The 26,012-nt window shown below is 68.9% G+C and carries 33 protein-coding genes; 18 read left to right on the forward strand and 15 right to left on the reverse strand.

Translation table 11 applies throughout. The features are described from left to right. Positions 1-56: 56 nt before the first annotated feature. Positions 57-374, forward strand: a complete 318-nt coding sequence (locus BMX37_RS13180) for a PilZ domain-containing protein (RefSeq protein ID WP_093666191.1) — start codon at positions 57-59, stop codon at positions 372-374. 37 nt (positions 375-411) lie between these two features. On the opposite strand, the gene BMX37_RS13185 is transcribed toward BMX37_RS13180, so the two are convergent. Then, positions 412-1,227, reverse strand: coding sequence for an LD-carboxypeptidase (locus tag BMX37_RS13185; protein WP_093666192.1), 816 nt, complete (start codon positions 1,225-1,227; stop codon positions 412-414). Positions 1,228-1,278: 51 nt separating this feature from the next. On the opposite strand from BMX37_RS13185, the gene BMX37_RS13190 reads away from it, so the two are divergent. The 9 genes from BMX37_RS13190 (at position 1,279) to BMX37_RS13230 (ending at position 7,028) form a co-directional block, all read left to right on the forward strand. Beyond that, positions 1,279-2,706: a UDP-N-acetylmuramate--L-alanine ligase gene (locus tag BMX37_RS13190; protein WP_093666193.1), complete on the forward strand. Its 1,428-nt coding sequence runs from the start codon at positions 1,279-1,281 to the stop codon at positions 2,704-2,706. A 67-nt stretch (positions 2,707-2,773) separates the two neighbouring features. Further along, positions 2,774-3,181, forward strand: coding sequence for a hypothetical protein (locus tag BMX37_RS13195; RefSeq protein ID WP_093666194.1), 408 nt, complete (start codon positions 2,774-2,776; stop codon positions 3,179-3,181). Beyond that, entirely contained in the window at positions 3,178-3,381 is a 204-nt protein-coding gene (locus BMX37_RS13200; RefSeq protein WP_093666195.1) for a helix-turn-helix transcriptional regulator, read from the forward strand. Before BMX37_RS13195 ends, BMX37_RS13200 begins: the two co-directional genes overlap by 4 nt. A gap of 72 nt (positions 3,382-3,453) precedes the next feature. After that, positions 3,454-4,200, forward strand: coding sequence for an alpha/beta hydrolase (locus BMX37_RS13205; RefSeq protein ID WP_093666275.1), 747 nt, complete (start codon positions 3,454-3,456; stop codon positions 4,198-4,200). Beyond that, positions 4,197-4,931 (forward strand): tetratricopeptide repeat protein, encoded by a 735-nt coding sequence (locus tag BMX37_RS13210; RefSeq protein ID WP_093666196.1) that lies wholly within the window; start codon positions 4,197-4,199, stop codon positions 4,929-4,931. The genes BMX37_RS13205 and BMX37_RS13210 overlap by 4 nt, the downstream gene beginning before the upstream one ends. A gap of 62 nt (positions 4,932-4,993) precedes the next feature. Continuing rightward, the gene (locus BMX37_RS13215) at positions 4,994-5,446 is read left to right on the forward strand and encodes a VOC family protein (RefSeq protein ID WP_093666197.1); all 453 of its coding nucleotides are present in this window, start codon (positions 4,994-4,996) and stop codon (positions 5,444-5,446) included. A gap of 1 nt (position 5,447) precedes the next feature. Beyond that, positions 5,448-6,191, forward strand: coding sequence for a hydroxyacylglutathione hydrolase (gene gloB, locus BMX37_RS13220; RefSeq protein ID WP_093666198.1), 744 nt, complete (start codon positions 5,448-5,450; stop codon positions 6,189-6,191). A gap of 28 nt (positions 6,192-6,219) precedes the next feature. Next, positions 6,220-6,645, forward strand: a complete 426-nt coding sequence (locus BMX37_RS13225; RefSeq protein WP_093666199.1) for a hypothetical protein — start codon at positions 6,220-6,222, stop codon at positions 6,643-6,645. After that, positions 6,642-7,028, forward strand: coding sequence for a hypothetical protein (locus BMX37_RS13230; RefSeq protein ID WP_212611444.1), 387 nt, complete (start codon positions 6,642-6,644; stop codon positions 7,026-7,028). The genes BMX37_RS13225 and BMX37_RS13230 overlap by 4 nt, the downstream gene beginning before the upstream one ends. A gap of 6 nt (positions 7,029-7,034) precedes the next feature. Here BMX37_RS13230 and hslU read toward each other — a convergent pair whose 3' ends face one another. The 7 genes from hslU to BMX37_RS13265 all read right to left on the reverse strand — a co-directional run bounded on the left by hslU (position 7,035) and on the right by BMX37_RS13265 (position 12,325). Further along, on the reverse strand, positions 7,035-8,330 hold the full coding sequence (gene hslU, locus BMX37_RS13235; RefSeq protein WP_093666276.1) for an ATP-dependent protease ATPase subunit HslU: 1,296 nt from the start codon (positions 8,328-8,330) through the stop codon (positions 7,035-7,037). A gap of 121 nt (positions 8,331-8,451) precedes the next feature. Next, positions 8,452-9,027, reverse strand: a complete 576-nt coding sequence (gene hslV, locus BMX37_RS13240; protein ID WP_093666200.1) for an ATP-dependent protease subunit HslV — start codon at positions 9,025-9,027, stop codon at positions 8,452-8,454. Between the two features lie 83 nt (positions 9,028-9,110). Beyond that, entirely contained in the window at positions 9,111-9,980 is an 870-nt protein-coding gene (locus tag BMX37_RS13245) for an alpha/beta hydrolase (RefSeq protein WP_093666201.1), read from the reverse strand. 57 nt (positions 9,981-10,037) lie between these two features. Then, positions 10,038-10,307, reverse strand: coding sequence for a 3TM-type holin (locus tag BMX37_RS13250; RefSeq protein WP_342027863.1), 270 nt, complete (start codon positions 10,305-10,307; stop codon positions 10,038-10,040). A gap of 92 nt (positions 10,308-10,399) precedes the next feature. Beyond that, positions 10,400-10,939: a glycoside hydrolase family 108 protein gene (locus BMX37_RS13255; protein WP_093666203.1), complete on the reverse strand. Its 540-nt coding sequence runs from the start codon at positions 10,937-10,939 to the stop codon at positions 10,400-10,402. 64 nt (positions 10,940-11,003) lie between these two features. Next, complete coding sequence (locus BMX37_RS13260) at positions 11,004-12,086, reverse strand: PepSY-associated TM helix domain-containing protein (RefSeq protein WP_093666204.1); 1,083 nt, start codon at positions 12,084-12,086, stop codon at positions 11,004-11,006. Then, positions 12,083-12,325, reverse strand: a complete 243-nt coding sequence (locus BMX37_RS13265; RefSeq protein WP_093666205.1) for a ribbon-helix-helix domain-containing protein — start codon at positions 12,323-12,325, stop codon at positions 12,083-12,085. The genes BMX37_RS13260 and BMX37_RS13265 overlap by 4 nt, the downstream gene beginning before the upstream one ends. 86 nt (positions 12,326-12,411) lie before the next feature. Between BMX37_RS13265 and BMX37_RS13270 the strand changes: the two genes are divergently transcribed. After that, positions 12,412-13,263, forward strand: a complete 852-nt coding sequence (locus BMX37_RS13270) for a formate/nitrite transporter family protein (RefSeq protein ID WP_170841969.1) — start codon at positions 12,412-12,414, stop codon at positions 13,261-13,263. Positions 13,264-13,323: 60 nt separating this feature from the next. On the opposite strand, the gene cobT is transcribed toward BMX37_RS13270, so the two are convergent. The 3 genes from cobT to BMX37_RS13285 all read right to left on the reverse strand — a co-directional run bounded on the left by cobT (position 13,324) and on the right by BMX37_RS13285 (position 16,849). Next, on the reverse strand, positions 13,324-15,153 hold the full coding sequence (gene cobT / locus BMX37_RS13275; protein ID WP_093666206.1) for a cobaltochelatase subunit CobT: 1,830 nt from the start codon (positions 15,151-15,153) through the stop codon (positions 13,324-13,326). Positions 15,154-15,156: 3 nt separating this feature from the next. Beyond that, a complete protein-coding gene (gene cobS, locus BMX37_RS13280) occupies positions 15,157-16,176 on the reverse strand; it encodes a cobaltochelatase subunit CobS (protein WP_093666207.1) in 1,020 nt (339 codons plus the stop codon). A gap of 127 nt (positions 16,177-16,303) precedes the next feature. Then, entirely contained in the window at positions 16,304-16,849 is a 546-nt protein-coding gene (locus tag BMX37_RS13285) for a J domain-containing protein (protein WP_425288462.1), read from the reverse strand. A 93-nt stretch (positions 16,850-16,942) separates the two neighbouring features. Between BMX37_RS13285 and BMX37_RS13290 the strand changes: the two genes are divergently transcribed. Genes BMX37_RS13290 through BMX37_RS13305 form a run of 4 tightly spaced genes read left to right on the forward strand, consistent with a single transcriptional unit; the run spans position 16,943 to position 19,320 of the window. Then, positions 16,943-17,263: a BolA family protein gene (locus BMX37_RS13290; protein WP_093666278.1), complete on the forward strand. Its 321-nt coding sequence runs from the start codon at positions 16,943-16,945 to the stop codon at positions 17,261-17,263. Continuing rightward, positions 17,260-17,967 (forward strand): glutathione S-transferase, encoded by a 708-nt coding sequence (locus BMX37_RS13295; RefSeq protein ID WP_093666209.1) that lies wholly within the window; start codon positions 17,260-17,262, stop codon positions 17,965-17,967. Before BMX37_RS13290 ends, BMX37_RS13295 begins: the two co-directional genes overlap by 4 nt. Then, positions 17,964-18,431: an NUDIX hydrolase gene (locus BMX37_RS13300; protein ID WP_093666210.1), complete on the forward strand. Its 468-nt coding sequence runs from the start codon at positions 17,964-17,966 to the stop codon at positions 18,429-18,431. Before BMX37_RS13295 ends, BMX37_RS13300 begins: the two co-directional genes overlap by 4 nt. Further along, positions 18,421-19,320: a pirin family protein gene (locus BMX37_RS13305; RefSeq protein ID WP_093666211.1), complete on the forward strand. Its 900-nt coding sequence runs from the start codon at positions 18,421-18,423 to the stop codon at positions 19,318-19,320. Before BMX37_RS13300 ends, BMX37_RS13305 begins: the two co-directional genes overlap by 11 nt. A gap of 49 nt (positions 19,321-19,369) precedes the next feature. Here BMX37_RS13305 and BMX37_RS13310 read toward each other — a convergent pair whose 3' ends face one another. The 4 genes from BMX37_RS13310 to thiL form a co-directional block, all read right to left on the reverse strand. Next, a complete protein-coding gene (locus tag BMX37_RS13310) occupies positions 19,370-19,849 on the reverse strand; it encodes a DUF4142 domain-containing protein (RefSeq protein ID WP_244501576.1) in 480 nt (159 codons plus the stop codon). 22 nt (positions 19,850-19,871) lie between these two features. Then, positions 19,872-20,963 carry an alpha/beta hydrolase gene (locus BMX37_RS13315; RefSeq protein WP_244501577.1) on the reverse strand — a complete coding sequence of 364 codons (1,092 nt, stop codon included), beginning with the start codon at positions 20,961-20,963 and terminating at the stop codon, positions 19,872-19,874. 205 nt (positions 20,964-21,168) lie between these two features. After that, positions 21,169-23,331 (reverse strand): sodium-translocating pyrophosphatase, encoded by a 2,163-nt coding sequence (locus BMX37_RS13320; protein ID WP_093666212.1) that lies wholly within the window; start codon positions 23,329-23,331, stop codon positions 21,169-21,171. Between the two features lie 114 nt (positions 23,332-23,445). Continuing rightward, positions 23,446-24,339 (reverse strand): thiamine-phosphate kinase, encoded by an 894-nt coding sequence (gene thiL, locus BMX37_RS13325; protein ID WP_093666213.1) that lies wholly within the window; start codon positions 24,337-24,339, stop codon positions 23,446-23,448. 105 nt (positions 24,340-24,444) lie between these two features. Between thiL and BMX37_RS13330 the strand changes: the two genes are divergently transcribed. From BMX37_RS13330 to BMX37_RS13340, 3 genes are read left to right on the forward strand one after another with little or no spacing between them, the layout of a single operon-like run. After that, positions 24,445-24,966, forward strand: a complete 522-nt coding sequence (locus tag BMX37_RS13330; protein WP_093666214.1) for a DUF2975 domain-containing protein — start codon at positions 24,445-24,447, stop codon at positions 24,964-24,966. Continuing rightward, positions 24,966-25,202: a helix-turn-helix domain-containing protein gene (locus BMX37_RS13335; RefSeq protein WP_093666215.1), complete on the forward strand. Its 237-nt coding sequence runs from the start codon at positions 24,966-24,968 to the stop codon at positions 25,200-25,202. Before BMX37_RS13330 ends, BMX37_RS13335 begins: the two co-directional genes overlap by 1 nt. Then, positions 25,199-26,011 (forward strand): hypothetical protein, encoded by an 813-nt coding sequence (locus BMX37_RS13340; protein WP_139198090.1) that lies wholly within the window; start codon positions 25,199-25,201, stop codon positions 26,009-26,011. The genes BMX37_RS13335 and BMX37_RS13340 overlap by 4 nt, the downstream gene beginning before the upstream one ends. Position 26,012 lies beyond the last annotated feature (1 nt).

The following is a 26,012-nucleotide window of genomic DNA, read 5'->3' on the forward strand; positions in this document are numbered from 1 at the left end:
CTAACCCTGCCAGCCATAGAGTTGCCGCCACCAACACCGGGGGAAAGCAGGTCGGCATGGCGCCCATCATGGCACAGGCGAGCGAGCGGCGTGGATTGCACCGCCGCGGCATCGCGGTCGAGGGTGAGTTGTGCAGCATCCGCCTGGGCCGTTCGTCCTGCGCGGTGGTCGACCTTTCGCCGACCGGATGCCGCGTCATCCGCACGCCCCGACTGGCGCCGGAAGATCGCGTGATGCTGCGCCTGCCCAGCTTCGCCCCGCGCGGCGCGCGGGTGGCATGGTGGCGCGACGGGATCGCCGGTCTGGAGTTCGGCACGCCGCTCGGCACCGCGGTCGTGGATCACATCGTCGCCCGCCACGGCACGCGGGACTAGCGACCGGGCGCTGCACCGCGCCGGCCACGAGGCCTGCTCAGGCCAGCCCGAACGGCACCACCCGATTGTCCCTGTCATGGCCGATCAGCGCCGGGCCGAGATAGGGCACGCCCCCCTCGGTACACCAGCGCCGGATCATCTCGTCGGGCGTCCCCTGCCATGGCGGATCGTTGGCGATCACGTCCTTTATCATGCCCAACCGGACCCCCGCGATCCCCTTCAGCTGGGTGGCATGGGTGATCGTGAACAGCATGCGGTCGATGCGGTACATCGGCTCCGACACCTCCTCCACCATCAGCACATGGTCGGTCAGATCGGGCAGCCAGGGCGTGCCGATCAGCGCGTCCAGGATGGCGATGTTGAACGCCGCCGCCGGCCGCGTGCCCAGGCTCGGCTCCAGCACGCCGCGGTCGCCACGCGCCAGCCAGGCGAGCGCGCGCGATACGCAGGCGCCGCCATCATCGCGGTTCACCTCAGACGGCATCGGCCCGTGCACAGGCCGCCCGATCCGCCGCGCATACAGCGCCGCCAGCAGGAAACCGTTGTCGGAATATCCCAGATACGTCTTGTGCCGCGCTGCCGGGCCGAGTTGCGGCATGACCTGGTGCAGGATGCGGTTCGAGCCATAGCCGCCGCGCGCGAACCAGATCGCATCGAATGCGGGGTCGTTCGCCAGTTCCAGCAGCGCCGCCGCGCGCACCGCGTCCGATCCCGCGAAATGCCCCTCGCTGGCATAGCATTGTGGGTGGAACACCAGATCCACGTCCGGAAAGCTGATCGCGGCCAGCGCCGACAGCTTCGCCTCCACGATCCGGTCGATCGGCCGTGCCGGCGCGCAGATGCCGATCCTCAATGCCGTCCCTTACCCTTGCCCGATGCCATGCAAGCGCGATAGCGCGGCGTCATGGACGTCATCAAGCTGGCAGAACGCGGCCTTGCCGGGCAGCAATGCTTCTTTGTCGGGATCGGCGGGTCGGGCATGATGCCCCTCGCCACCATCGCCGCCGCACGCGGGGCGATCGTCGCCGGCTCCGATCGCTCGCTCGACCAGGGGCGCGTGCCGGCCAAGTTCGACGCGCTGGCGGCGCGCGGCGTGGCGCTGTTCCCCCAGGACGGCAGCGGCATCGTGTCGCCGGACCAGCTGGTGGTTGCCTCCGCCGCGGTAGAGGCGAGCGTGCCCGACATGGTGCGCGCGACCGAGCTGGGCTGCCCCCGCGCCACCCGCGCCGAACTGCTCGCCACCCTGTTCAACGCGGCCGACACCGGCATCGGCGTCGCGGGCACCAGCGGCAAGTCGACGGTCACCGGCATGATCGGCTGGATCCTCCACGCCGCCGGGCGCGACCCCACGGTGATGAACGGCGCGGTGATGAAGAACTTCGCAGGGACCGACGCGCCGTTCGCCAGCGCGCTTGTTGGCGACGGAGACGTGTTCGTCAGCGAGGTGGACGAAAGCGACGGCTCCATCGCGCTCTACACGCCGCGCGTGGCGGTGCTGAACAATGTCAGCCTCGACCACAAATCGCTGGAGGAACTGCGGGACCTGTTCCGTGCCTTCGCGGAAAAGGCGGACACGACGCTGGTCAATATCGGCGACGAGGAGGCCGCCGCGCTCGCCGCGACGCTGCCGGCCGACCGGCTCGTCACCTTTGCCGTCGACATGCCCGCCGATCTGACGGCGGCGGCGTTGGCGCCCGAACCGTTCGCCATCGCCTTTGACCTGGTCGCGGATGGAGAGCACCGGCGGGTGCGTTTGTCCGTCCCCGGCCGCCACAACGTCGCCAACGCGCTCGCCTCGATCGGTGCGGCACGCGCGGCTGGCGTGCCGCTGGATCAGGCCTGCGCGGCGATCGAGGGCTTTGTCGGGCTGAAACGCCGGTTCGAGCTGGTCGGCACGGCCGCCGGCGTGTCGGTGATCGACGATTTCGGGCACAATCCCGACAAGATCGCCGCCACGCTGGACACGCTGCACGCCTTCCCCGGCCGATTGCTGATCCTGTTCCAGCCGCACGGCTATGGCCCGCTCAAGGTGATGCGGCGCGAACTGGTGCAATCGCTCGCCGCGCGCCTGTTCCCCGGCGACGTGCTGGCGATGCCCGACCCCGTTTATTTCGGCGGCACCGTATCGCGCGAGGTCGGGAGCGCTGAGGTCGTCGCCGACCTGCGCGCGCTGGGCCACGACGCCCGCCACATCCCCGACCGCACCGCCGCCGCCGCCGCACTGGTCGACACGGCACAGGCCGGCGATCGCATCATCGTGATGGGCGCCCGCGACGACACGCTCAGCCTGCTGGCGGCGGATATTGTGGAGAGGCTGCAGGGCAGCACGTAAAGCACGCTTGCCGTAAAGCACACTTTCCATGTAAAGCGTCCTTCACACCAGCTGAAGGAGATTCGTGATGTCCGTGTCGTCCGCCCGTGTCCGCTACAACAAGCGCGTGCTGTTGTTCTGCCTGGGCTACGTGGTCACGCTGATCGGTGGGGTCAGCTATTTCCGCAATCATCCCGGCGCGCATGGTGTCACCGCTTACGCCGCCGCCGTCGCGCCGGCGCTGCTGGTAATCGGCGTGTTCTTCGCGGTCGGCCGCTATCTGGTCGAGGAGCAGGACGAATATGTCCGCATGCTGATGGTGCGCCAGACGCTGATCGCGACCGCCTTCGCGCTCAGCCTGGCGACATTGTGGGGCTTCCTGAACGCCTTCGACCTCGCGCCGCACATCGACAGCTATTACATCGTCGTCGTCTGGTTCGCCGGTCTGGGGATCGGCCAGTGCGTCAATACGCTGCTGGCCGGCCGCAGCGCATGAACAACAGCCTGCGCGCGCTGCGAGCGGAGCGTGGCTGGTCGCAACAGGACCTGGCCGAGCGGCTGGAGGTCAGCCGCCAGAGCGTCAACGCGATAGAAACCGGCCGCTACGACCCCTCACTCCCCCTCGCCTTCAAGATCGCGGAGTTGTTCGATCTCGCCATCGAACAGGTGTTCATCAGCCCTTCCAGGGAGGCGTAAGCCATGGCCCTCCCCATCCCCACCGCGCCGGACGCCTTTCTCAACCGGTAAGGGGTGGCTAGGATGGCGGGCATGACCGACGCCACCCGCGCCCAACCCGGCTCCAGCCCCCGCCCCCGCCTCGCTTATCACCTGACCCCCGGCACCGGGCCGGCGGTGGTCTTCCTGCCCGGCTACGCGTCCGACATGTCGGGTACCAAGGCGGTGGCGTTGGAAGCATGGGCCCGCGACGCGGGGCGCGGCTTCCTGCGCTTCGACTATGGCGGCTGCGGGCAGAGCGAGGGCAAGTTCGCGGACCAGACGCTGGCCGGCTGGCTGGAGGACGTGCTGGCGATGATCGACCATGCCGTTGCCGGGCCGGTGGTGCTGGTCGGATCGTCGATGGGCGGGTGGCTGATGCTGCTGGCGGCACGGGCGCGCCCGGACCGGGTGGCCGGGCTGGTCGGCATCGCGCCGGCGCCCGACTTCACCGACTGGGGCTTTTCCACCGAGGAGAAGATGACGCTGCTACAGGAAGGGCGGCTGGAACGATCGAACCCGTACGGGCCGGAACCGACGCTCTACACCCGCGCCTTCTGGTCGTCGGGGGAGGCGAACCGGCTGATGTTCGGGGAGGTCGCGATCGATGCGCCGGTGCGGCTGATCCAGGGGCAGCGCGATCCCGACGTGCCGTGGAACCGCACCGTCCATCTGGCGACGCTGCTTCGTTCAGCGGATGTGCAGGTGACGCTGGTGAAGGACGGAGACCACCGCCTGTCGCGCGACACGGACGTCGCGCTGATCGTCCGCGCGGTGGAGGACCTTGTCGGCCGCTCATGATCCTGCCCCTGCTGCTCCTGTCCGCATCCGTTCCGGCGGACCCCGCCTTTCCCGATCGCTGCCTGGAATGGGTCCGCGATGACCCGGCCAAGGCGGTCGCGCAGGCGAACCGCTGGAAACTGGAGGGCGGCGGCGTCGCGGCCCAGCAATGCGTCGGGCTGGCGGAGGCGGCGCAGGACCGCTGGCCGGCCGCGGCCGCCGCGTTCGAGGCGGCGGCGCGGGCGGCGGAGGTCGCGCACGACCCGCTCGCCGCGACATGCTGGGCGCAGGCGGGGAACGCCTGGCTGGCCGGCGGCGATCCGGCGCGGGCACGCACCGCGCTGGATACGGCACTGTCGGCCGGCACGCTGAGCGGCCAGCCATTGGGAGAGGCGCGGCTGGACCGGGCACGCGCGGCAGTCGCGGCGGGCGACACAAGGGCGGCGCGCGACGATCTGGACGCGGCGCTTGCCGCCGCGCCCGACGATCCGCTGGCATGGCTGCTCTCCGCGACGCTGGCCCGGCGGCAGGGCGACCTGCCGCGGGCGAAGGCGGACATCGCCCAGGCGCTACGCCGCTCCGCCGACGATGCGTCGGTACAGTTGGAGGCGGGTAACATCGCCGCGTCCGCCGGCGACGAGACGGGCGCCCGCGCCGCCTGGACGGAGGCGAGCCGGCTTGCCCCCGACGATCCGCGCGGGCGCTCCGCACAGGCGGCGCTGAAACAGTTCGAGACGCCGGCCAAGCCCTGAAGACAGCACGGAACCTGTGGGGGCGGCGCGCGCTTCCCTCACGACCATCTCCGGAGCTTCCCATGCGTTACCTGCACACCATGATCCGCGTCGCCGATCCCGACGCGACCATCCGCTTCTTCGAACTGCTCGGCTTGCAGGAGGTGCGCCGGATCGAAAACGAGGCGGGACGCTTCACGCTGATCTTCCTGGCCACGCCCGAGGACATGAATGCTCCGGGAGAGCGCGCCAATGCGGAGGTCGAGCTGACCTATAACTGGCCGGAAGAGGGCAAGGCGGCGGAGGATTATACCGGCGGCCGCAATTTCGGGCACCTCGCCTACCGCGTCGACAATATCTACGACAGTTGCCAGCGCATGATGGACGCCGGCGTCACGGTGAACCGGCCCCCGCGCGACGGCAACATGGCGTTCGTGAAGTCGCCGGACGGCATCTCGATCGAACTGCTCCAGACCGGCGACCCGCTGCCGCCCGCCGAACCATGGGCGTCCATGCCCAACACCGGGACCTGGTGAGGTGGCGGACGCCCCGAAGCTGGAGGTCGTCGGCGTGCCCGTCCTGTCCGACAATTACGCTTGGCTCCTGTTCGATCCCGCCACGCAGGAGGCGGGCGTGGTCGATCCGGGAGAAGCGGAGCCCGTGCTCGCCGCTGCGAACGCGCGCGGCTGGCATCTGGGGCAGGTGTGGGTCACGCATTGGCACCAGGATCATGTTGGCGGTGTCGAGCAGATCCGTCGCACCACCGGCGCGCTGGTGACCGGCCCCAAGGCGGAGGCGGACAAGATCGCCGCCCTGGACGCGTTGGTCGACGAGGGCGACGTGATCCGTCTGGCCAGCCATACCGCGCAGGTGATGCGCGTGCCCGGCCATACGCAGGGGCATGTGGCGTTCCACTTCGCCGAGGACAGTGCGCTGTTCACCGGCGACACGCTGTTCGCCATGGGATGCGGCCGTCTGTTCGAGGGGACGCCGGCGGACATGTGGGGCAACATGCAACGCTATCGCGCGATGCCCGGCGAGACGATGGTCTATTGCGGCCACGAATACACCCAGTCCAACGCCCGCTTCGCCCGCCATGTCGATCCCGACAACACGGCGCTGGAGGAGCGCGCCATGCATGTCGACGCCGCGCGGGCCAATGGCAAGCCGACCGTGCCCTTCACGCTGGAGGAGGAGCTGGCGACCAACCCCTTCCTGCGCGCCGGCTCCGCGGAACAACTGGGCAAACTGCGCGCTGACAAGGATGCGTTTCGCGGCTGATCGCCCGTGTCGCGTCTGGAGCATCGTCATGTCGCTGCGTATCGCCACCCTGTCCCCCGCCCTGCTGCTGGTCGCGGCATGCGCCCAGACACCGGCGGACACCGCTCGGCAGGTGCAGGTGCAACAGGCGACGCAGGACGACCTGCAACGCAAGCTGGCCGGACTGACGCCGGGAAAGCCGACCAGCTGCCTGCCCAGCAGCCTGACCAGTGCCAGGGTGCAGACCCAGGCATTTGGATCGACTCTGTTGTACGTCGCTGGGCGCAACCTGATCTATCGCAACGACACCACCGGCGGCTGCGAGAATGCCGGGCGGGGCGATATCCTGGTGACGCAGCAATATAACGGTCGCGCCTGTTCGGGCGATATCGCCACCACCGTCGATCAGTACACGCGGTCGTTCACGGGCAGTTGCGCCCTGCGCGACTTCGTCCCGTACAGCCGGCCGCGATGACACGGTCGGCACTGCTCTTGCTGGCCCTGCCGCTGCTGCTGGCGGGGCGTTCGTCCGACCGCGATCGCGATCCGCTCAACGGTTATGTGCAGGTCGGGGCGGCGCAGCGATGCATCAACCCCGGCCCGACCGACGGTACGATCGTGCTGGACGACCAGACCGTCGGCGTGCGGCGTGGCGGCCGCAGCTTGTGGGTCAGCCGGGTCGGCACCTGCCCGTCGCTGCGCCCGCTGGCAACACTTATTACAGAGCGGTTCGGCGGGCAGCTTTGCGAGCATGACCGCGTCCGCGTGCTGTTGCCGGGACAGTCGATCCCGTCCGCCGCGTGCATGTTGGGCCCGTTCGTCCGCTACGACAAACGGGCCGCGACCGACGCACGCTGAGGCGCGTTACAGCACGAACCGGCTGAGGTCGGTGTTGCGTGCCACCGCCGCCAGTTGCCGGTCGACATAGGCCCCGTCCACCACCAGCGACTGTCCGGCGCGATCCTCCGCGTCGAAGCTGACTTCCTCCAACAGCTTCTCCATCACCGTCTGCAACCGGCGGGCGCCGATATTCTCGATCTGGCCGTTCACCTCCGCCGCGATGCGGGCCACGGCGGCGATGCCGTCGTCGGTGAAGGACACGTCCACGCCCTCGGTCGCAATCAGCGCCTGGTACTGCGCGGGCAGCGACGCCTTGGTGTCGGACAGGATCGCGATGAAATCGGCTTCCGTCAGCCCCTTCAGCTCGACCCGGATCGGCAGGCGCCCCTGCAATTCGGGCAGCAGGTCGGACGGCTTGGCGACGTGGAACGCGCCGGACGCGATGAACAGGATATGGTCCGTCTTCATCGGCCCGTATTTGGTCGCGACGGTGGTCCCCTCGATCAGCGGCAGCAGGTCGCGCTGCACACCCTCGCGGCTGACCGATCCGCCGCGCACGTCGCTGACCGCGATCTTGTCGATCTCGTCCAGGAACACGATGCCGTTCGCCTCCGCATCGGCCAGCGCGGTGCGGGTGACGTCGTCCTGGTCCAGCCGCTTGTCCGCCTCCTCCTCGACCAGCTTGTCCCACGCGGCGCGCACCGGCAGCTTGCGCCGCTTCAGGTTCTGCGCCCCGCCGCCGAACGACTTCATCATCTCCGACAGGTTCAGCATCTGCGGCGCGCCGGGGATCTCGAAGGGCATGGCGGGCGCCTGCTCCACCTCGATCTCGATCTCGGTCGCGTCCAGGTGCCCGTCGGCGAAGCGCTGCCGGAACGCCTCGCGCGTGGCCTGGCTCGACCCCTTGCCGGTCAGCGCGTCGAGCAGCCGGTCCATCGCCGCGCCCTCCGCCTTGTCCTTCACCGACAGGCGGCGGCGTTCCTTTTCCAGCCGGATCGCCTCCTCGACCAGGTCGCGCGCGATCTGTTCGACGTCGCGGCCGACATAGCCGACCTCGGTGAACTTGGTCGCCTCCACCTTGACGAAGGGGGCATCGGCCAGCTTCGCCAGACGCCGGCTGATCTCCGTCTTGCCGCACCCGGTCGGGCCGATCATCAGGATGTTCTTGGGCGTCACCTCGTCGCGCAGGTCGGGCGACAGCTGCTGCCGACGCCAGCGATTGCGCAGCGCCACGGCGACCGCCCGCTTCGCATCCTGCTGGCCGATGATATGCGCGTCGAGCGCGGCGACGATCGCCTTCGGGGTCAGTGTGTCGTTCAAGTTCGTCATTCCGGCGAGGGCCGGAATGGAACTCCGGCCGTGATTGTCAGGCCCCGGCTCCCGCTTTCCGTCGAACTGCCGCCTGGCATGGAAGCGCGTCGCCGGGATGATGCGACGGGGGTCAGGTGGCGCTGTCCAGCGTTTCGACGGTCAGCCGGTCGTTGGTGTACACGCACACCTCCGCCGCGATCGCCATCGCCTTGCGGCACACGGTTTCCGCGTCGCCCTCATACTCGACCAGCGCGCGCGCGGCGGCGAGGGCGTAGTTGCCGCCCGACCCGATCGCCGCGATGCCGTTCTCCGGCTCCAGCACGTCGCCATTGCCGGTCAGGATCAGCGTCACATCCTTGTCGGCGACGATCATCATCGCCTCCAGGTTGCGCAGATACTTGTCAGTCCGCCAATCCTTGGCCAGCTCGACCGCCGCCCGCATCAGCTGGCCGTTATGGCGTTCCAGCTTCGCTTCCAGCCGCTCGAACAGCGTGAAGGCATCCGCCGTCGCGCCCGCGAAGCCGCCGATCACGCTGCCGTCGCCCAGCCGGCGGACCTTTCGGGCGTTCGGCTTCATCACCGTTTGGCCCATCGATACCTGTCCGTCGCCTGCCACCACGACCTTGCCGCCGCGTCGGACCGACAAAATGGTCGTGCCATGCCACACCGGCCCAATGCCACTCTGGGCGCTCTCATTCCCGCTCATGGCGCGCCATATGGGATGGCGGGTCCCGTGCTGCAATCACGCGCCCAATGTGGCGTTCGTGTGCGTCACAGGACCCGCGCCGATCAGCGCGCGTGGGCGAGCAGAAAGGCGCTGCTGTCCGCCAGCACCGGTCCCTTGCCGCGAAACGGTCGCGACAGCGCCATGACCAGATCGACATGGCTGCGGCCCGGATATTCGCGCAACACCACCGGCGCTCCGGCCGCGCGCAGGCGCTCGGCCAGGGCAATGCTGTTGCGCGGCCGGACCACCGTGTCCGCGCTGCCATAGGCGAGCCACAGCGGCGGGGCGTCCGCGCGGACTTGCGCGATCGGCTGCGTCTCCTGCGGGCGCGGCCAAGCGCCGAACGCGTCCACCGCCCGCTTGTCGTCGAACGGGTAGAAGTCGTACGGTCCCGCCAGCAATGCCGCGGCGCACACGATGCGCGGGTCCACGCCGGCCTCTCGCAGGAACCGCCCGTCCAGCGCCAGCATCGCCGCGTTGTACGCCCCCGCGCTATAGCCGGCGAGCGTGATCCGCGCCGGATCTCCGCCATAGCGGGCGACATTGTCGCGCACCCATCGGATCGCCTGCGCGCCGTCCTGCACAAAGGCTGGATAGCGGACCTGCGGCACCAGCCGGTAATCCGGCACCACCGCGACGAACCCCTGTCCGGCATAGGCACGCCCCGCGAAGCCGTATTCGGCGCGCGAACCCGCCACCCACGCCCCGCCATAGAAGAACACCACGACCGGCAACCGGCCCGCATGGCGTTTGCGCGGCACCCAGACGTCCAGCGCCTGCCGCGGCTCGGAGCCATAGGGGGCGCCGCGTACCGCCAGCCGTGCACCACGGTCGCCCGGCGTCACGCGATCCACGCCATTCAGCAGGCCTGCCGGCGAGCACCCCGCCAGCGCCCATAGCGCGCCCAGATGCGCCAACCCCCTGCCGATCATGCCCCGCAACACCTGTCCCCTTGTCCGGTCCCGGCACCGGTCGATGCCGGCGCCCCGTCACCGCTCAACGCCCCGCGTCTTGCCCCAGGTCCGCGCCACCGTGTAGCCGAGATACCCCGTGCCGAAGAGGGCATAGAGCGGCTCCGGCAGGGCGGACAGATAGGCGCGCATCCCCTGCGCGATCGCGGCCGCGACCTGCGGATTGACCGCTGCGATCAGGCCGACCGGGATCGACCACAACAGCAGCGCATACATGACGTAGAGAAATGTCGGGCGCGACCGGTCCGTCCACCGATCACCCTCCCGGACCGGCGGCTCCGCCCCGATCGGCTCCCCCTCGTCCTGTACGTCACACGCAGCAGGCGCCACCACCGGCACAGTGCGGCTCCCTGCCACGCGGCGGGTTCGCGCGACGCCGCTCATCCGACCCGGTTCGCCAGCCAGCCGTACAGGAACGCCTCATTGGCCGGCCGCGCCTCCGCCAGCGACAGATAGCGCTCGCCCTGCAACGCCTCCATGGCCTTCAACAACACGCTCTCCCCACCGCGTCCCCGCACCGTCAGGAACCGGTCCAGCGCTTGCAGGCTGCGCGGGCCCAGCCGCCCGTCGACGCCGATGTCCGGATAGTCGCGCGCGCCACGGTTCAGCGCGTTCAGCGCGCGTTGCAAAAACCCGGCCGCGACCGCCGGCCCCATGTTGACGCCCGTGTCGAACAGTTCGGCGGCGATCGCGGGCGCCCTCTCGGCCACGCGGTCGAACCCCGGCCGCATCCAGTAAAGCCGGCGATAGATGTCGCGCGCCGTCCCGCGCGGCAGGCGCCGCATATCGCCGGCATAGCCATTGGCGCGCGCCACCGCCTCCGTGATCCCCCAGCGCGTCGCGCCGCCAGCGTCCCCGACCGCATGGACGAAGCCGCCCTCCCGGTCGATCACGGCATCGATCATCGAATCACAGTCCATCCCAGGCCTCCCCGCCAAAGGTCAGCGGTGAACCATATGGGTTCGTTGTAGGACAGGATTTTTTCTAGCGATCGCGCTTGCCCTCGGCCTTGCGCCGCCCCGTCCACCACATCGCCACGCCTGTCAGCAGCAGCGGCAACGACGCCAATCCGGTGAGAAAGGCGACGATCCGCCACGCTCCTGACGCGAGCCCGCCATCCGATCCGCTACCATGCAGCCGCCGCATCAGCCCCTCAGTTCCATGGCGCTCCGCATCCAGCGCGCGCACGACGGTGCCGGCGTCGTCGGCCACCTTCACGCTCCCACCCGCTTGAAAGGACACCGTCCAGTCCGCGCTCCGCTCGGTCGGCCAGACGATCCGCACCCACGGGCTGGCGTTCAGCGTCGACGCCGCCGCCACGACGCGATCGGGGCTCATGGCGGCGCGCGCGATCGGCAGCGGGACCTTGCCGGCATCGATCGGCATGGATTTTCCGATCGAGAAGGCCAGCCACGCCCCGCTCGCCGACAGGACCAGCAACGGCACGGCGGTCCAAAGTCCCACAGCGTGATGCAGGTTGCTCGCCCCCTGCGCATGGCGTCGCCAGCGCAGCCCGTGCAGCAGGCTGCCGACCGTCGGACGCCACAGCCACACCCCACTCAACGCGAGCAACATGACCACCAGTCCGACACAGCCCAGCACCCAGCGGCCGCTATGTCCCATGAACAGGCTGGTGTGCAGGTCATGCAGCGCGCCGACTATCGAGCGCGCACCCTGACCCAGTACACGCCCCGTCGGCGGGTTCAGGAACACGGCCGTGCCCTGCGGCATGCCGGCGCTACTCACGTCTGCGACGACAGGTCCGCTGCGATTCACCGTGATCGCGGCGATCCGCTGGCCCGCACGGAGCGTCCGCCGCGCCGCATCGGCATAGGCCGATGGCGCCAGCACGGCCTGACCCGACACGGCATAGCGCCCCGGATGGACGACCCGGTCCAGCGCCGGTCCCAGCATCAGCGCGGCGCCCGACAACAGCACCGGCACCACCAGCACCGCCAACACCAGCCCGATCCAGCGATGCAGCACGAACATGGTGGGTCGCACCGGCCCGACCGACCCGCGCCGCTCCTTCGGCGCCCGCGCCCGCCGTCGCGCTGCCCTTGTCATGGCCGGGTGAACAGCCAGGTGCGCAGCGCGCTGGCCAGATTGGCCGGATCGGCATGGGACACGCGCACCGCATCGATCTCCGCCACCAGCGCGCTCAGCGGCAGGCTCATCGCCTTGGCGGCCCCTTCCAACGCGGCCCAGAACACCGGTTCCAGACTGATGGATGTCTGATGCCCCGCGATGGTGATCGACCGCTTCACCGGGCCGGCGAATCCGTCGGGTGGAAGGTGGATGTCCATGCCGCTTGTTGCCGGGCCGGACGGTGTCTGCGCAAGTCCGCTTCGTCCCGGCGGAACGCCGTCAATGCTGCATCGTTCGGGCCGCCATGAACGAGCAGCAACCGCCGCAGGACCCGCAGGAGGAGGAAACGCCCTCCACCCAATTGTCGGAGGACGAAGTGGAGGCGGTGGCCGAGAAAAAGGCCAGTTCCGCCCGCGTCGTCCACGAGGTGATCCGCCTGCAAGGGCAGGAGGAGTTGAAGCGTCCCCTGCTGTCGTTGCTGTTCTCCGCCTTTGCCGCCGGACTCGCCATCTCCACCTCCGTTCTGGCAGAAACCTTCCTCGAACAACGACTTGGCGCGTCGCCCCAGGCGGAACTCGTCACCTCGCTCGGTTACTGCGTCGGGTTCGTGCTGGTCATCATCGGCAACCTCCAGCTGTTCACGGAAAACACCGTAACCGCCGTGCTGCCGCTCGCCACTCACCCGACATGGCGCAACCTCGGGCGGCTGGGTCGGCTGTGGGGCATCGTCTTCACGGGCAACATGCTCGGCACCTTCCTCGCCGCGCTGCTGATGGCGCATCAAGTCATCCTGTCGGCGGAGCAACTGGGCGCCGCGACGGAGGTGTCGCGACACCTGCTGGAACGCGACGTGGCCAAGACGCTGCTGCTGGGCATCCCGTCGGGCTTCCTGGTCGGGTCGATCGCCTGGATCATGCCGAACGCGCGGGGCAGTGAGTTCTGGATCGTCGTGGTCATCACCTACGTGATCGCGATCGGCGGGTTCAGCCATGTGGTGGCCGGATCGGCAGAGGCATGGTTGTTGTGGATGACCGGAAAGGCGAGCGGTGCCTGGGTGCTGGGCGGGTTCATCATCCCCGCGCTGGTCGGCAACATCATCGGCGGCACCGGACTGTTTGCGGTGCTGGCGCACGGACAGGTGCGCAGCGAGATCTAGGGGTGGCCCAGCCGGGTTGCCGGACCGCGCTGTCGCGGAACCCGTCAACCCGCCCCTTGCTCAATCCGTGTCGAACAGGGCCGCCAGCTGTTCGATGATCGTACCGCCCAGCTGCTCGGCATCCATGATCGTCACCGCCCGGCTGTAATAGCGCGTCACGTCATGCCCGATGCCGATCGCCACCAGTTCGACCGGCGACTTCGCCTCGATCCAGCCGATCACCTGTCGCAGATGGCGCTCCAGATACGATCCGGAGTTCACGGACAGCGTCGAATCGTCGACCGGCGCACCGTCGGAAATGACCATCAGGATACGCCGCTCTTCCGGCCGGGCGAGCAGACGGCCGTGCGCCCACATCAGCGCCTCGCCGTCGATATTCTCCTTCAACAGCCCTTCGCGCATCATCAGGCCCAGATTGGTGCGCGCGCGCCGCCACGGTTCATCCGCCTTCTTGTACACGATGTGGCGGATGTCGTTCAGCCGCCCCGGCTGCGGCGGTCGCCCGGCGGCCAGCCACGTTTCCCGGCTCTGCCCGCCCTTCCACGCGCGCGTGGTAAACCCCAGGATCTCCGTCTTGACCCCACACCGTTCCAGCGTGCGCGCCAGGATGTCGGCGCTGATCGCCGCGATGGAGATCGGCCGGCCGCGCATCGACCCGCTGTTGTCGATCAACAGCGTCACCACCGTGTCGCGGAAATCAGTGTCCCGCTCCACCTTGTACGACAGCGACTGGCCCGGCGACACCACGACACGCGCCAACCGCGCCGCGTCCAGCAACCCTTCTTCCTGGTCGAAGTCCCAGGACCGGTTCTGCTGCGCCATCAACCGGCGTTGCAACCGGTTCGCCAGCTTCGACACCGCCGATTGCAGGTGCACCAGCTGCTGGTCCAGATATCCGCGCAACCGCACCAGCTCGTCCGCATCGCACAGGTCGGTGGCGGCGATTACCTCGTCGAACTGGTTGGTCCACGCCTTGTAATCGAATTGCGGCGCGCCGTCGGACGACGGGCGATTGGGCCGGACCGGCTGCGCGCCCTCGTCGCCCTCATCGCCCAGGTCGCCGTCCATGTCGTCGAGCGAGTCGTTGTCGGCCTGCTGCTGCTCGCCCTCGCCCTCGTCGCCTTCGGCCTCGCGCTGTTCGCCCCGCGCCTCGACCTGTCCCTCGCCCTGGCCGCCTTCGTCCTCGCCCTCGTCGGTGTCGCTGTCCTGATCGGCCTCCTCGGTGGACTCCTCCTCGCCGCCGTCATCGGCGTCGCTCGGTTCCGCCTCGCCCTCGACCAGCTCCAGTTCGGCGAGCATCTTCATCGCCAGCGCCTGGAACGCGCGTTGATCGTCCAGCGCCATGCCCAGCGCGGACAGGTCGGTACGCTCCTCGATCCAGTCTCGCACCAGTGCCAGCGCCGGCTGCACCGTCGCGGGCGCATCCTGCCCGGTCAGCTTCTCGCGAACCATCAGGCCAAGCGCGGTGGACAGCGGCACCTCCGCCCGGCTGCGCGCGCGGGTGATCGGGTCGGCCCGCAACCGGACGTCCAGCGCATGCGCCAGATTGTCGGCGATGCCGGCATATCCCCGGCTGCCCAGCGCCTCGACGCGCGCACCCTCAATCGCGTCGAACACCGACCGCGCCACCGCATCGCCGGGCGCGGCGCGCGCATGCAGCGCCGCGTCGTGGTGACGCAGCCTGAGCGCGAACCCGTCCGCGAAGCCCCGCGCCTCCGCCACCTGTTCGGGCGGCAGCTGCCGTGCGGGCATCGGCACCTTGATGTGCTTGCCCGACTGCGAAGGCGCATCGGCGGTGAAGCCTAGCTCCACCTCCGGCTCGTCCGACAGCGCACGTGCGGTGCCGGCGAGAACGGCCTTGAACCGGTCGAGGGGCGTTTCGTTGGCCAAGCCTTACGCCTTTGCCGCGATGCTTTCGGGCAGGTCCTTGCCGAACACGCGCTGGTAATATTCCGCCACCAGCGGCCGCTCCGCCTCATCACACTTGTTCAGGAACGACAGGCGGAACGCAAAGCCGATATCGCCGAAGATCAACGCGTTCTGCGCCCAGGTGATGACCGAACGCGGGCTCATCACGGTGGAGATGTCGCCGTTGATGAACCCCTTGCGCGTCAGGTCGGCGACGCGGACCATGTTCTCGACCGTCTTCTTGCCGTCCGGCTTGTCATACTCGCCCGACTTGGCCAGCACGATCTGCGCCTCGGTCGCGGCGGGCAGGTAGTTCAGCGTGACCACCACGTTCCACCGGTCCATCTGGCCCTGGTTGATCTGCTGCGTGCCATGATACAGCCCCGACGTGTCGCCCAGGCCGACCGTGTTGGCGGTCGCGAACAGGCGGAAATACGGGTTCGGCCGGATCACCCGGTTCTGGTCGAGCAGCGTCAGCTTGCCCTCCGTCTCCAGCACGCGCTGGATCACGAACATCACGTCGGGCCGGCCCGCGTCATATTCGTCGAAGACCAGTGCGGTCGGGGTCTGCAGCGCCCAGGGCAACAGCCCCTCGCGGAATTCCGTCACCTGCTGTCCGTCACGCAGCACGATGGCGTCGCGCCCGACCAGGTCGATGCGGCTGATATGCGCGTCCAGGTTGATGCGGATGCACGGCCATTTCAGGCGCGCCGCCACCTGCTCGATATGGGTCGACTTGCCCGTGCCGTGATAGCCCTGCACCATCACACGGCGATTGTGCGCGAAGCCGGCCAGCACCGCCAGCGTGGTGTCCGGATCGAACACATAGGCGGGGTCCAGGTCCGGCACCCGCTCGTCCGCCTCGCTGAATGCGGGCACCTGCATGTCGACGTCGATGCCGAACACGTCGCGCACGCTGACGGTCAGGTCGGGGGCGGCGAGCACCGTGGTCTCGCGGCCCGGCAATTCGGGATTGGCGGGCTGGTTCTTGGGCAGGTCGGTCATGATGGGTCCTTGTACCCGGGACGGTCCCGAGGTCCAGCGTGGTGCAGCGCGGAACGGGCGAAAAGATCGGGCGAAGGAAACCCATGAAACCGCCGATCGCTCCGGCCGGCGCGCCGATAATGACGGCTCAGGCGAAGGCGGGCGCCCCACGAAGCTGTTGATACGCCGCGATCACGCGTTGCAGCTTCGCCTCGTGGCTGCGGTCTCCGCCATTGCGGTCGGGATGGTATCGCCGCACCAGATCCGAGTATCGCCGGCGCAGCGCCGTGCGGTCCGCATCGGGTTCCAGCCCCAGCACCTTCAGCGATTCGCGATCCTGGCCGGACAGCGGCTTGCCATCGGGCCGCTCGGGCGCCCGCTCGCGGCGATACCGCGCCGCGATGGCGTCCAGCGGGTCGGAGAAGTCGGACCAGCGCGGTCCCGGATCGCGTCCCGAAAACGCACGGCTCTCCCGCTCCCACCCAGCGGTCGGACGTTGCGCGGCATGGATTTCGTCCACGCTCATGCCGTCGAAATAATTGTAGCGGCTGTTGAACGCGCGCACATGATCCAGGCACATCCAGCGGAAATTGCGCGGCCCGTCATGCGGCCCCGCACCTTCCAGCGGCGGCGCACGGAACTCGCCCGCGGCGTCACAGCCCGGTTCGGCGCACTCGCGGCCCGTACCCTCGATCCGTCCGTGGAACCGCGCGCTCGGCCGCTCCTTCCCTTCACCCTTCGACGCCACCGGCTCCCCGCATCCTCCAAAAGCGACTATATGGGCCGCATGACCGTGACCGCCACCCCCGCCGCCGCCCCAGTTTTGACCAACCTGCCGCTCGTCGACCAGATCGCCGCCCGCCTGACGGACGCGCTGGCGCCGACGGACCTTCAGGTCGTCAACGACAGCCACCATCATGCCGGCCACATGGGCGACAACGGCACGGGGGAAAGCCATTTCAGCGTCGTCGTGGAAAGCGCCGCATTCGCCGGCCTGTCCCGCGTCGCCCGGCAGCGGCTGGTGAACGCCGCGCTCGCGGACCTGCTCGCCACGCGCATCCACGCGCTCGCCATCCGCACCTTCGCACCGGGAGAGCGCGTCGCATGACCTACACCTTGTGGTACTGGCCCTCGATCCCCGGCCGGGGCGAGTTCGTGCGGCTGGCGATGGAGGCGGCCGGCATCGCCTATGTCGATGCGGCGCGCAGTCGCAGCGCGCAGGCGCTGATCGACGACATGGCGGCTCGGGAGGGGCGCGCGCCCTTTGCGCCGCCCTATCTCGACATCGGTGGCGCGGTGGTGGCGCAGGTGGCGAACATCCTGTCCTATCTGGGGGAGCAGCATGGCCTGGCGCCCGAGGGGATCACCGACCGGCTCTGGGCGGACCAGATCCAGCTGACGATCACGGACATGGTGGCGGAGGTGCACAACGTTCACCACCCCGTCGGCGTGTCCGCTTATTACGAGGATCAGAGGCCGGAAGCCGCACGCGCCGCAGCACAGTTCCGCGACGAACGCATGCCCAAATTCCTCGGCTGGTTCGATGCCGCCGCGCGGGCCGGCAACGGCGAATGGCTGGTGGGCGATCGGTGGAGCCATGCCGACACGTCGCTGTTCCAGCTGGTCGAGGGCCTGCGCTACATGTTCCCGCGTCGCATGGCCGCGCTGGAAAGGGACTATCCGGCGGTGATCGCGATCCGCGACCGCGTCGCCGCGCTGCCCGGCATCGCCGCCTATCTCGCCAGCGACCGGCGCCTCCCCTTCAACGAGGATGGCATCTTCCGCCATTATCCCGAGCTGGATGACCGATGAGGCGCCTGCGCCCCGCCGCGCGTATCCTGCTGGTGGACGGGCATGGGCGCGCCCTGCTGTTCCGCTTCACCCCGGCGGGTCGCGACCCGTTCTGGGTGACGCCCGGCGGTGCACTCGATCCAGGTGAAAGCTACGAGGCGGCGGCGCGGCGGGAATTGCGCGAGGAGGTTGGGCTGGACCTCGACTGCGGGCCGCAGGTCGCGCGGCGACAGGCGGATTTCCTCAGCGTGGAGGGCGTGGAGGTGACCGCCGACGAACGCTATTTCCGCGTCGACGTCGACTCCTGCGAGGTCGATCCGGCGGGCCACACCACGCTGGAGCGGCAGGTGATGCAACGCTGGCACTGGTTCACCCGCGACGAGATCGCCGCCCATGCGGAGGCGATCTTCCCCGTCGACCTGCTCGACCTGCTCGCCCTGACCGACGGAGCGACCGCCCGGATGGAGCATAGCCATGCAGACTGACCTGTTCGACGTCACGCTGACGCCGGTCACGCACGATCTGGGCGGGTTCAAGGTGCATCGCACCCTGCCGGCACGCGAACGGACCATGGTCGGACCTTTCCTGTTCTTCGATCAGATTGGCCCGGCGCGCCTGTCGTCCGGCGAAGGCATCGACGTACGCCCCCACCCGCACATCAACCTGTCCACCGTCACCTACCTGTTCGATGGCGCCATCGAACATCGCGACTCGCTCGGCACCGACCAGCGGATCGAGCCGGGCGCCGTGAACCTGATGACCGCGGGCACCGGCATCGTCCATTCGGAACGCTCGCCCGGCGACGAGCGGGCGAACGGACCGGCGCTGTCGGGCATCCAGACCTGGCTGGCGCTGCCGGATGCGCTGGAGGAGATCGATCCCGCGTTCGAACATGTCGCGGCCGGCGCGTTGCCGGTGCTGGACGCGGATGGTGTCCGCGCGACGGTCATCATGGGTGACCTATGGGGTCACCACGCGCCGACCACGACGCATGCGGGCACCATCTACGGCGACATGGTCATGTCGGCCGGGTCGGCGATCCCGATCGATGCGGCCGCCGAGGAGCGCGCCGTGTACGTCGCATGGGGCAGCGCGACGCTGGAGGGCGTGCCGCTCGCGCCCATGACGCTGTACGTGCTGCGGCCGGGTGTCGCCGCGACGTTGCGGTCGGACACCGGATGCCGGGCGATGCTGTGCGGTGGTGACGCGTTTCGCACGCCGCGACATGTGTGGTGGAATTTCGTATCGTCGCGCCCCGATCGTATCGCGGAGGCGAAGCGCGCCTGGAAAGCGGGCGAGTTCCCCCTGGTGCCGGGCGACACGAAGGAATGGATTCCGATTCCCGACGTGCCGAAGACGGTCAGCTATCCCTGATCGCTTCGACGCGACAGGGGCCGGCGCACACTGCGCCGGCCGGCATCGATCACATCGATTTCAGCATGTCGACATGCTGCTGCACCACCGGCACGATCCCGGCGGCCGCCGCCTTCAACGGAGCGGACGTGCCCTCCATCGCATAGGCCTTTTGGACTTCCAGCGCCTGGTTGTGCGCGGCCTTCTGCTGCGCGATGTAACGCGCGTCGCGCGCCGCGCCGCTTTCGCTGCGCAGTTCGGACACCAGTTCGGTCTGCAACGGGTTCAGCTTAGCGGGAGCCGCCTTCACGCGCGCGCGGGCGGCGGCCGCCTTGACCTGCGCCGTGCTCTTGGTGTGCTCCATGACCATCATCTGCGCGAAGGAGCGGATCTTCGGGTCCTGTGTGGTTTGCAGCACCAGCTTGCTGGACGTGATCTCGTACAGGTCGCTGGCACCGGCGGTGGAGACATATTGCGCAGGCGTCATCACCTGGGCGGCGGCGGGCGCGGCGATCAGCATCGCCGGGGCAAGCAAAGCTAGGGTCTTCATGGTCTGATCTCCTGTGTTCGGTTCACTTGGCGAAGGCGGCGCCAAGCCGGCCGATCGCGTAGTTCTCGGCGTCATAGGCGCCGCGGACGACCTTCCCCATGCCGAAGAATTCATGCGTCACACCCGGGAACGTGCGCTGCTCGACACGGTCGCCCGCACGGCGCAGCGCGTCGGCCAGCGTTTCGCCATCCGACCGCAACGGGTCGATCTGGGCGTTGACGATGGTAACCGGCGGCAGGCCGCGCAGGTTCGCCTTCACCAGGTTGATGCGCGGGTCCATCTTGTCCGCATTCGCCGCGGAATAGTAATAGCCGAACCAGTTCAGCATCGGCGTGTTCAGCGGCTTCGCGTTGACCGAATCCTTACGCGACGGCAGGTTCATGTCGCTGTTCGCGATCGGATATACCGACAGGATATGCACCGGCAGTGTCAGGCCATTGTCGCGCGCGAAGATCGCGGTCGCCACGGCCAGGTTGCCGCCGGCGCTCTCGCCCGCCGTCGCCACCTTCGCCGGGTCGCCGCCCCAGCTGGCCGCATTCTGCAAGACCCAGCGATACGCCATCGCCGCGTCGTCATGCTGCGCGGGGAACTTCGCCTCCGGCGCGTGGCGGTACTCGACCGACACCACAATGGCGTTCAGCTGCTTGGCCATCAGCCGCGGCGTCGCGTCATAGGTGTTGATGTCGGCGATGACCCAGCCGCCGCCATGGTAATAGACGATCACCGGCATCGGCGCGCCACCGGCGGGTGCGGCGGCGGGCTTGTAGATGCGCGCAAACTGCATCGGGTCCGCGCCATACGCCATTTCCTGCGTCGTCACGGCGGGGTCGGGCGCGGTGGACTGACCACGCTTGTGCATCACCGCATTCGCCGCGTCGGCTGCGGAGGGCTGAAGCCGCGCCTCCAGCGGGTTGAGCGTCTCGATCGGCTTCGCGCCGAGCGCGCGATGGGCATCCAGCACCGCCTGCATGTCGGCGGCGGCACGGGCGGGCTGCGCAGCCATGGCTGGCGGCGGGGGCGGCGGGGGCGTGTTCACCGACGCGCCCGACTGCGCGATCGCGCCAGTGGACGCAGCGAACAATGCCATGCCGATCGGCAATCGCAAAACCTTCATGATGTCGTTTCCCTGTTGCGGGCTGGACAGCCCTGGCCAGCAAAACAGGCGCCGGCTCAACGGGTTCCGTGTTTGACATAGGTCAGTGGCACGAGGGCCGGACGCAGGCATCGTCCCGCCTTCGACCGACGCGGGGGTCGGCCCGGCTACGACGCCGTTGCACGCATTCGGGGAAGGGCACCGCCCCTCCCCGACCCGTGATGCGTCAGCCAGCAGCCAGCGCGGCGAGCAGCAGCAGCGCGACGATGTTCGTGATCTTGATCATCGGGTTCACGGCCGGGCCGGCGGTATCCTTGTACGGATCGCCCACCGTGTCGCCGGTCACCGCCGCCTTGTGCGCTTCCGATCCCTTGCCGCCGTGGTTGCCATCCTCGATATACTTCTTGGCATTGTCCCACGCGCCGCCGCCGCTGGTCATGGACAGCGCGACGAACAGCCCGGACACGATCACGCCCAGCAGCATCGCGCCCAGCGCCGCAAACCCGTTCGCTTGTCCCGCAACGGCGCGCACGATGAAATACACCGCGATCGGGGACAGCACCGGCAGCAGAGAGGGGACGATCATCTCCTTGATCGCCGCGCGCGTGACCAGATCTACCGTGCGCCCGTAATTGGGCCGGCTGGTCCCCTGCATGATCCCCGGATTGTCGCGAAACTGGCCGCGCACCTCCTCGACCACCGCACCGGCCGCGCGGCCGACCGCCGTCATGCCGAACGCGCCGAACAGATACGGCAACAGCGCGCCGAGCAGCAGGCCGACGATGACATACGGGTTGGACAGGCTGAAATCGACGGTCAGGTCGGGGAAGTAGGTCTGCAGGTCGGTGGTGTAGGTGCCGAACAGCACCAGCGCGGCAAGGCCCGCCGACCCGATCGCATAGCCCTTGGTCACCGCCTTTGTCGTGTTGCCGACCGCATCCAGCGCGTCGGTCCGGTGACGCACCTCGTCCGGCAGGCCCGCCATTTCCGCGATGCCGCCGGCATTGTCGGTGACCGGGCCATAGGCGTCCAGCGCCACCACCATGCCGGCCAGCGCCAGCATCGACGTCGCGGCGAAGGCAATGCCGATGATCCCGGCCAGCTGGTACGCGACGACGACCGCGACCACGATCACCAGCGTCGGCAGCGCGGTCGCCTCCAGGCTGATCGCCAGGCCCTGGATGACGTTGGTGCCGTGACCCGTTTCCGATGCCTTCGCGATCGACTGGACGGGACGGTGGTTGGTGCCGGTGTAATATTCGGTGATCCACACGATCAGGCCGGTCACCACCAGCCCCAGCATCATGCACCAGAACAGGTCGTTGCCGGTGAACGCCGCCGCGCTGGCCACCGCGGCGGCGGGCACGTCGGGCCCGGTGGTCAGCGCGTCGCGGGCCGGGTCCAGGAAACCGGCACCGCCGATCACCGCTCGCATGTCGCCCAGCACCCAGCGCGTCACCGCATAGATGGCCGGGATCGCCAGGCCTGCCGACACGAAGAACCCCTTGTACAGCGCCCCCATGATCGTGCCGCGACCCAGCCGCACGAGATAGGTGCCGATGATGGAGGTGACGATGCACACGCCGCCGACGATCAGCGGCAGGCTCATCAGGCGCATCAGCTCGCCCGCATCGGCCCGGATCAGCAGCGCGATCGATATCATGGTCACGCCCAGCGTCACCACGTACGTCTCGAACAGGTCGGCGGCCATGCCCGCGCAATCGCCGACATTGTCGCCGACATTGTCCGCGATCACGGCCGGGTTGCGGGGGTCGTCCTCCGGAATGCCCGCCTCCACCTTGCCGACCAGGTCGGCGCCGACATCCGCCGCCTTGGTGAAGATGCCGCCGCCCAGCCTCGCGAAGATGGAGATCAGCGACGCGCCGAACGCCAGTGCGGTCAGCGCCTCCACGATGATCCGGTCGCCCGGCGCATGTCCGGCCGGCCCCGTCAGATACCAGAAGAAGACGCTGATCGCGAGCAGCCCCAGCCCGGCGACCAGCATGCCCGTCACCGCCCCGGATCGGAACGCGGTGGTCAGCCCCGCCTGCAACGACCCGCGCGCCGCCTCCGCCGTGCGGACGTTGGCCCGCACCGAGATCGTCATGCCGATGAACCCGGCGATACCCGACAGCACCGCGCCGATGACGAACCCGACCGTCGAGATCAGCCCCAATGTCACGAACAGGACAATGGCGACGATGACGCCGACAACCGCGATGGTGGTGTATTGCCGGCCGAGATAGGCCTTGGCCCCTTCCTGAATGGCGGCGGCGATATCCGCCATCCGGGCGTCGCCCGCCGCCTGCGCCAGCAGGCCGCGAGAGGTCACAAAGCCATAGACCACGGCCAGCAGGCCGCAGAGGATGGCGACATAGACATGAGTCATGCGCGCTTCCTTCTCCTGTGACGCGGTCGCCCATGTTCGTGTCCGGACGTACCGCTTGGGCGAAAGGCTATGGTGCGCGCGGTCGGAGTGCAAGTCGGCCGACGGCGCGACCGATCATCCGCCGTGCTGAAAGCCCAGCTGCGCAGGCAAAGCGACGGGCACACCACCGTCGGTCAGCGTCAGCCCGGCGCCGGCCTGTAAACTCCCCACCCGAGTCGCTGCGACAGGCGGCACCCAGTCCGCCGCCGCCGCGAACAACAGCTCGTAATCGTCGCCCGCCGTCGCGGCCTCCATCGCGCCCATGCCCCAATCCCGCACCTCCGGCGACAGCGGCACCGAATCCAGCGCGATGGTCACTCCCAATCCGCTCGCCGATGCCATGCGCGTCGCATCGATCAGCAGGCCGTCTGAGATGTCCGCCATGGCATGGACATGCGGCGCCACTGCCCGCCCCTCTGCCAGACGTGGCCAGGGCCGGCGATAGGCGGACAGCAGCGCGGCGGGCCCTTCTCCCGCCCGCGCGACCGCCAACCCAGCGCCGCCATTGCCGATCGTACCGGTCACCCACAGCGAATCGCCCGCCCGGCCGCCGGAACGCGGAGGTGCGGCAGCATCGGCGCCGATTGCGGTCACGCTCAGTACCCGCGTGCCGTTCGGCGGCAGGCTGACGGTGTCGCCGCCGATCAGCAGCACGTCGAAGCGCCGCAACACCGCGTCCAATCCGGCCAGGAAGCGCGCATCCGCCTCTCCCCCTGCCAAGGGATAGTTGAGCAGCACGCCCTCCGGCCGGGCCCCCTTGGCCGCCAGGTCGGAGAGCGATACCGCCACCAGCTTCCACGCCACATCTTCCGCCGGGTCATCGGGCAGGAAGTGGACACCCCCCACCAACGTGTCGGTGGTCAGCACCAGCGGCCCAGCATCCACCAGCGCGGCGTCGTCGAGCAACCCGCGCGCGCCTGGATGCAGGGGCAGTCGCCGCAGGGCGTTCAGGAACTCGGATTCGGTCACCCGGCATCGGTAACGCGACAGCTCTCGCAGCTCCAGCGACGTGGATCTTCCTTGCCGCTATTCGATAATAATCATATCGTTATTCGATAACGACTCGGAGGCAACGTGAAGGACCATCACTCCCTGACGGCGGCGAGGTGGCTGCTGCGCGGCGTCTTCTGGCTCAACATCAGCAGTGCGATCGGGTTCGCGGCCTTTATGCTGTTCTCGGTCTTCGGCCACGCCATGCTGGCTGATCATCTGGCGCGCAAATATGCCGGGCGGCTGGATGTGGACACGCTGATCGTGGCCATGCGGCTGTTGTTCGTGATCGGGCTGGCGGCGGTGGCGGTCGCGTGGGTCATCATCACGCGCCTGCTGGCGATGATCGCCACTGTCACGGCGGGCGATCCGTTCGTCACCCCCAACGCGCGCCGGCTGCACGAGATCGGCTGGGCATTGGTCGGGTGGCAGCTCCTCGATCTGGCGGGCGGCGTGATCATCACGTGGATCGGCCGGATGGGTGCGGACGTGACGGGCTGGACGCCGAGCCTGGCGGGCTGGGTCGTGACGCTGCTCGTGTTCGTGCTGGCGCGGGTGTTCGCCGCCGGCACGACGATGCGCGACGACCTGCAGGGCACCGTCTGATGGCGGTGGTCGTCCGGTTGGACGAGCTGCTGCACGCCCGCCGCATGACGCTGACGGAGCTGAGCGCCGCGGTCGACATCACGCTGGCGAACCTGTCGGTGCTGAAGACCGGCAAGGCGCGCGCGATCCGCTTTTCCACGCTGGAGGCGATCTGCCGCGTGCTGGACTGCCAGCCCGGCGACCTGCTCGCGGTGGAGGGCGCCCCTCAGGCAGACAACGGACAGGAGGAACCATGACCATTGCAGCATTTCCGACGACGCCGGCCCCGTCACGACGCGGGCCGATCGGCATGGCGAGCGGGCTGTGGCAGGCGATCGCCACGACGTACCGGCTGGGCGGCCGCACGCCGATCGTCGCGCCCGCCCTGCTCGCCCTGGTCGTGCTGCCCGAATGGGTACAGCATGTGGCCGAGATCCGGCTGGGCATGTTCACCGACCTTGCCGGCTTTCGCGCGCATGCGGCCGACCCGGTACGCATGGCGTTCGGCGTCGCGAAGATCGCAGGCATGTTGGTCGCGATGCTGGCGGTGGCGCGATACTGGGCGCTAGGGTCGGTGCGGCGCGCGCTGATGATCCGCCCGGCGACCCTGCTGCATCTGATCGTCGCCACGGCGATCGGCTTCGCGCTGGCATGGCCGTTCGCCTGGGCCGGTCGTCAGGGCCTGCCGATCGCGGTCAACGCGCCGTTACAGATCGTATCCTTCGTCTTGCAGATGATCGTGATGCTGTATCTGGCCGGCGTCGCGCTAGAGGATCGGTCGCTCACACTGCGCCGCCTCGTCACCGATCTGCTGCCGGCCGCGATGGTGCTGACGGTGCTGCTGGCGCTCGCCTTCGGCCCCGCGCAGCTGCTGCACATGGCCACGCACAAGCTGGCCCTTGGCCAACCCGCTGCGGTCGTGTGGGCGCTGATGACGCTCGACGCGCTGCTGGTCGGGGTAATGGCCGCGCTGACGGGCGCGGCGCTGTTCGTCGGATGCCGGTCCGGCCTGACATGGCGGGGCTGGACCGCCTCGCCTGCCGCGCTGGCCCGAACGGCCGCCTAGC

It is taken from the genome of Sphingomonas gellani (genome assembly GCF_900110035.1).
Classification (GTDB): domain Bacteria; phylum Pseudomonadota; class Alphaproteobacteria; order Sphingomonadales; family Sphingomonadaceae; genus Sphingomonas; species Sphingomonas gellani.

Excerpts from the sequence above, each read along its gene's own strand:
- BMX37_RS13180 (WP_093666191.1), top strand. The coding sequence starts at position 57 with ATGGCGCCCATCATGGCACAGGCGAGCGAGCGGCGTGGATTGCACCGC.
- BMX37_RS13265 (WP_093666205.1), bottom strand. The coding sequence starts at position 12,325 with ATGGACATCCACCTTCCACCCGACGGATTCGCCGGCCCGGTGAAGCGG.
- BMX37_RS13200 (WP_093666195.1), top strand. The coding sequence starts at position 3,178 with ATGAACAACAGCCTGCGCGCGCTGCGAGCGGAGCGTGGCTGGTCGCAA.
- BMX37_RS13300 (WP_093666210.1), top strand. The coding sequence starts at position 17,964 with ATGAGGCGCCTGCGCCCCGCCGCGCGTATCCTGCTGGTGGACGGGCAT.
- BMX37_RS13215 (WP_093666197.1), top strand. The coding sequence starts at position 4,994 with ATGCGTTACCTGCACACCATGATCCGCGTCGCCGATCCCGACGCGACC.
- BMX37_RS13225 (WP_093666199.1), top strand. The coding sequence starts at position 6,220 with ATGTCGCTGCGTATCGCCACCCTGTCCCCCGCCCTGCTGCTGGTCGCG.
- BMX37_RS13260 (WP_093666204.1), bottom strand. The coding sequence starts at position 12,086 with ATGACAAGGGCAGCGCGACGGCGGGCGCGGGCGCCGAAGGAGCGGCGC.
- BMX37_RS13295 (WP_093666209.1), top strand. The coding sequence starts at position 17,260 with ATGACCTACACCTTGTGGTACTGGCCCTCGATCCCCGGCCGGGGCGAG.
- BMX37_RS13255 (WP_093666203.1), bottom strand. The coding sequence starts at position 10,939 with ATGGACTGTGATTCGATGATCGATGCCGTGATCGACCGGGAGGGCGGC.
- BMX37_RS13305 (WP_093666211.1), top strand. The coding sequence starts at position 18,421 with ATGCAGACTGACCTGTTCGACGTCACGCTGACGCCGGTCACGCACGAT.
- BMX37_RS13320 (WP_093666212.1), bottom strand. The coding sequence starts at position 23,331 with ATGACTCATGTCTATGTCGCCATCCTCTGCGGCCTGCTGGCCGTGGTC.
- BMX37_RS13310 (WP_244501576.1), bottom strand. The coding sequence starts at position 19,849 with ATGAAGACCCTAGCTTTGCTTGCCCCGGCGATGCTGATCGCCGCGCCC.
- BMX37_RS13205 (WP_093666275.1), top strand. The coding sequence starts at position 3,454 with ATGACCGACGCCACCCGCGCCCAACCCGGCTCCAGCCCCCGCCCCCGC.
- BMX37_RS13340 (WP_139198090.1), top strand. The coding sequence starts at position 25,199 with ATGACCATTGCAGCATTTCCGACGACGCCGGCCCCGTCACGACGCGGG.
- cobS (WP_093666207.1), bottom strand. The coding sequence starts at position 16,176 with ATGACCGACCTGCCCAAGAACCAGCCCGCCAATCCCGAATTGCCGGGC.
- BMX37_RS13230 (WP_212611444.1), top strand. The coding sequence starts at position 6,642 with ATGACACGGTCGGCACTGCTCTTGCTGGCCCTGCCGCTGCTGCTGGCG.
- BMX37_RS13335 (WP_093666215.1), top strand. The coding sequence starts at position 24,966 with ATGGCGGTGGTCGTCCGGTTGGACGAGCTGCTGCACGCCCGCCGCATG.
- BMX37_RS13290 (WP_093666278.1), top strand. The coding sequence starts at position 16,943 with ATGACCGTGACCGCCACCCCCGCCGCCGCCCCAGTTTTGACCAACCTG.
- BMX37_RS13245 (WP_093666201.1), bottom strand. The coding sequence starts at position 9,980 with ATGATCGGCAGGGGGTTGGCGCATCTGGGCGCGCTATGGGCGCTGGCG.
- BMX37_RS13270 (WP_170841969.1), top strand. The coding sequence starts at position 12,412 with ATGAACGAGCAGCAACCGCCGCAGGACCCGCAGGAGGAGGAAACGCCC.
- BMX37_RS13210 (WP_093666196.1), top strand. The coding sequence starts at position 4,197 with ATGATCCTGCCCCTGCTGCTCCTGTCCGCATCCGTTCCGGCGGACCCC.
- BMX37_RS13190 (WP_093666193.1), top strand. The coding sequence starts at position 1,279 with ATGGACGTCATCAAGCTGGCAGAACGCGGCCTTGCCGGGCAGCAATGC.
- BMX37_RS13195 (WP_093666194.1), top strand. The coding sequence starts at position 2,774 with ATGTCCGTGTCGTCCGCCCGTGTCCGCTACAACAAGCGCGTGCTGTTG.
- BMX37_RS13315 (WP_244501577.1), bottom strand. The coding sequence starts at position 20,963 with ATGAAGGTTTTGCGATTGCCGATCGGCATGGCATTGTTCGCTGCGTCC.
- hslV (WP_093666200.1), bottom strand. The coding sequence starts at position 9,027 with ATGAGCGGGAATGAGAGCGCCCAGAGTGGCATTGGGCCGGTGTGGCAT.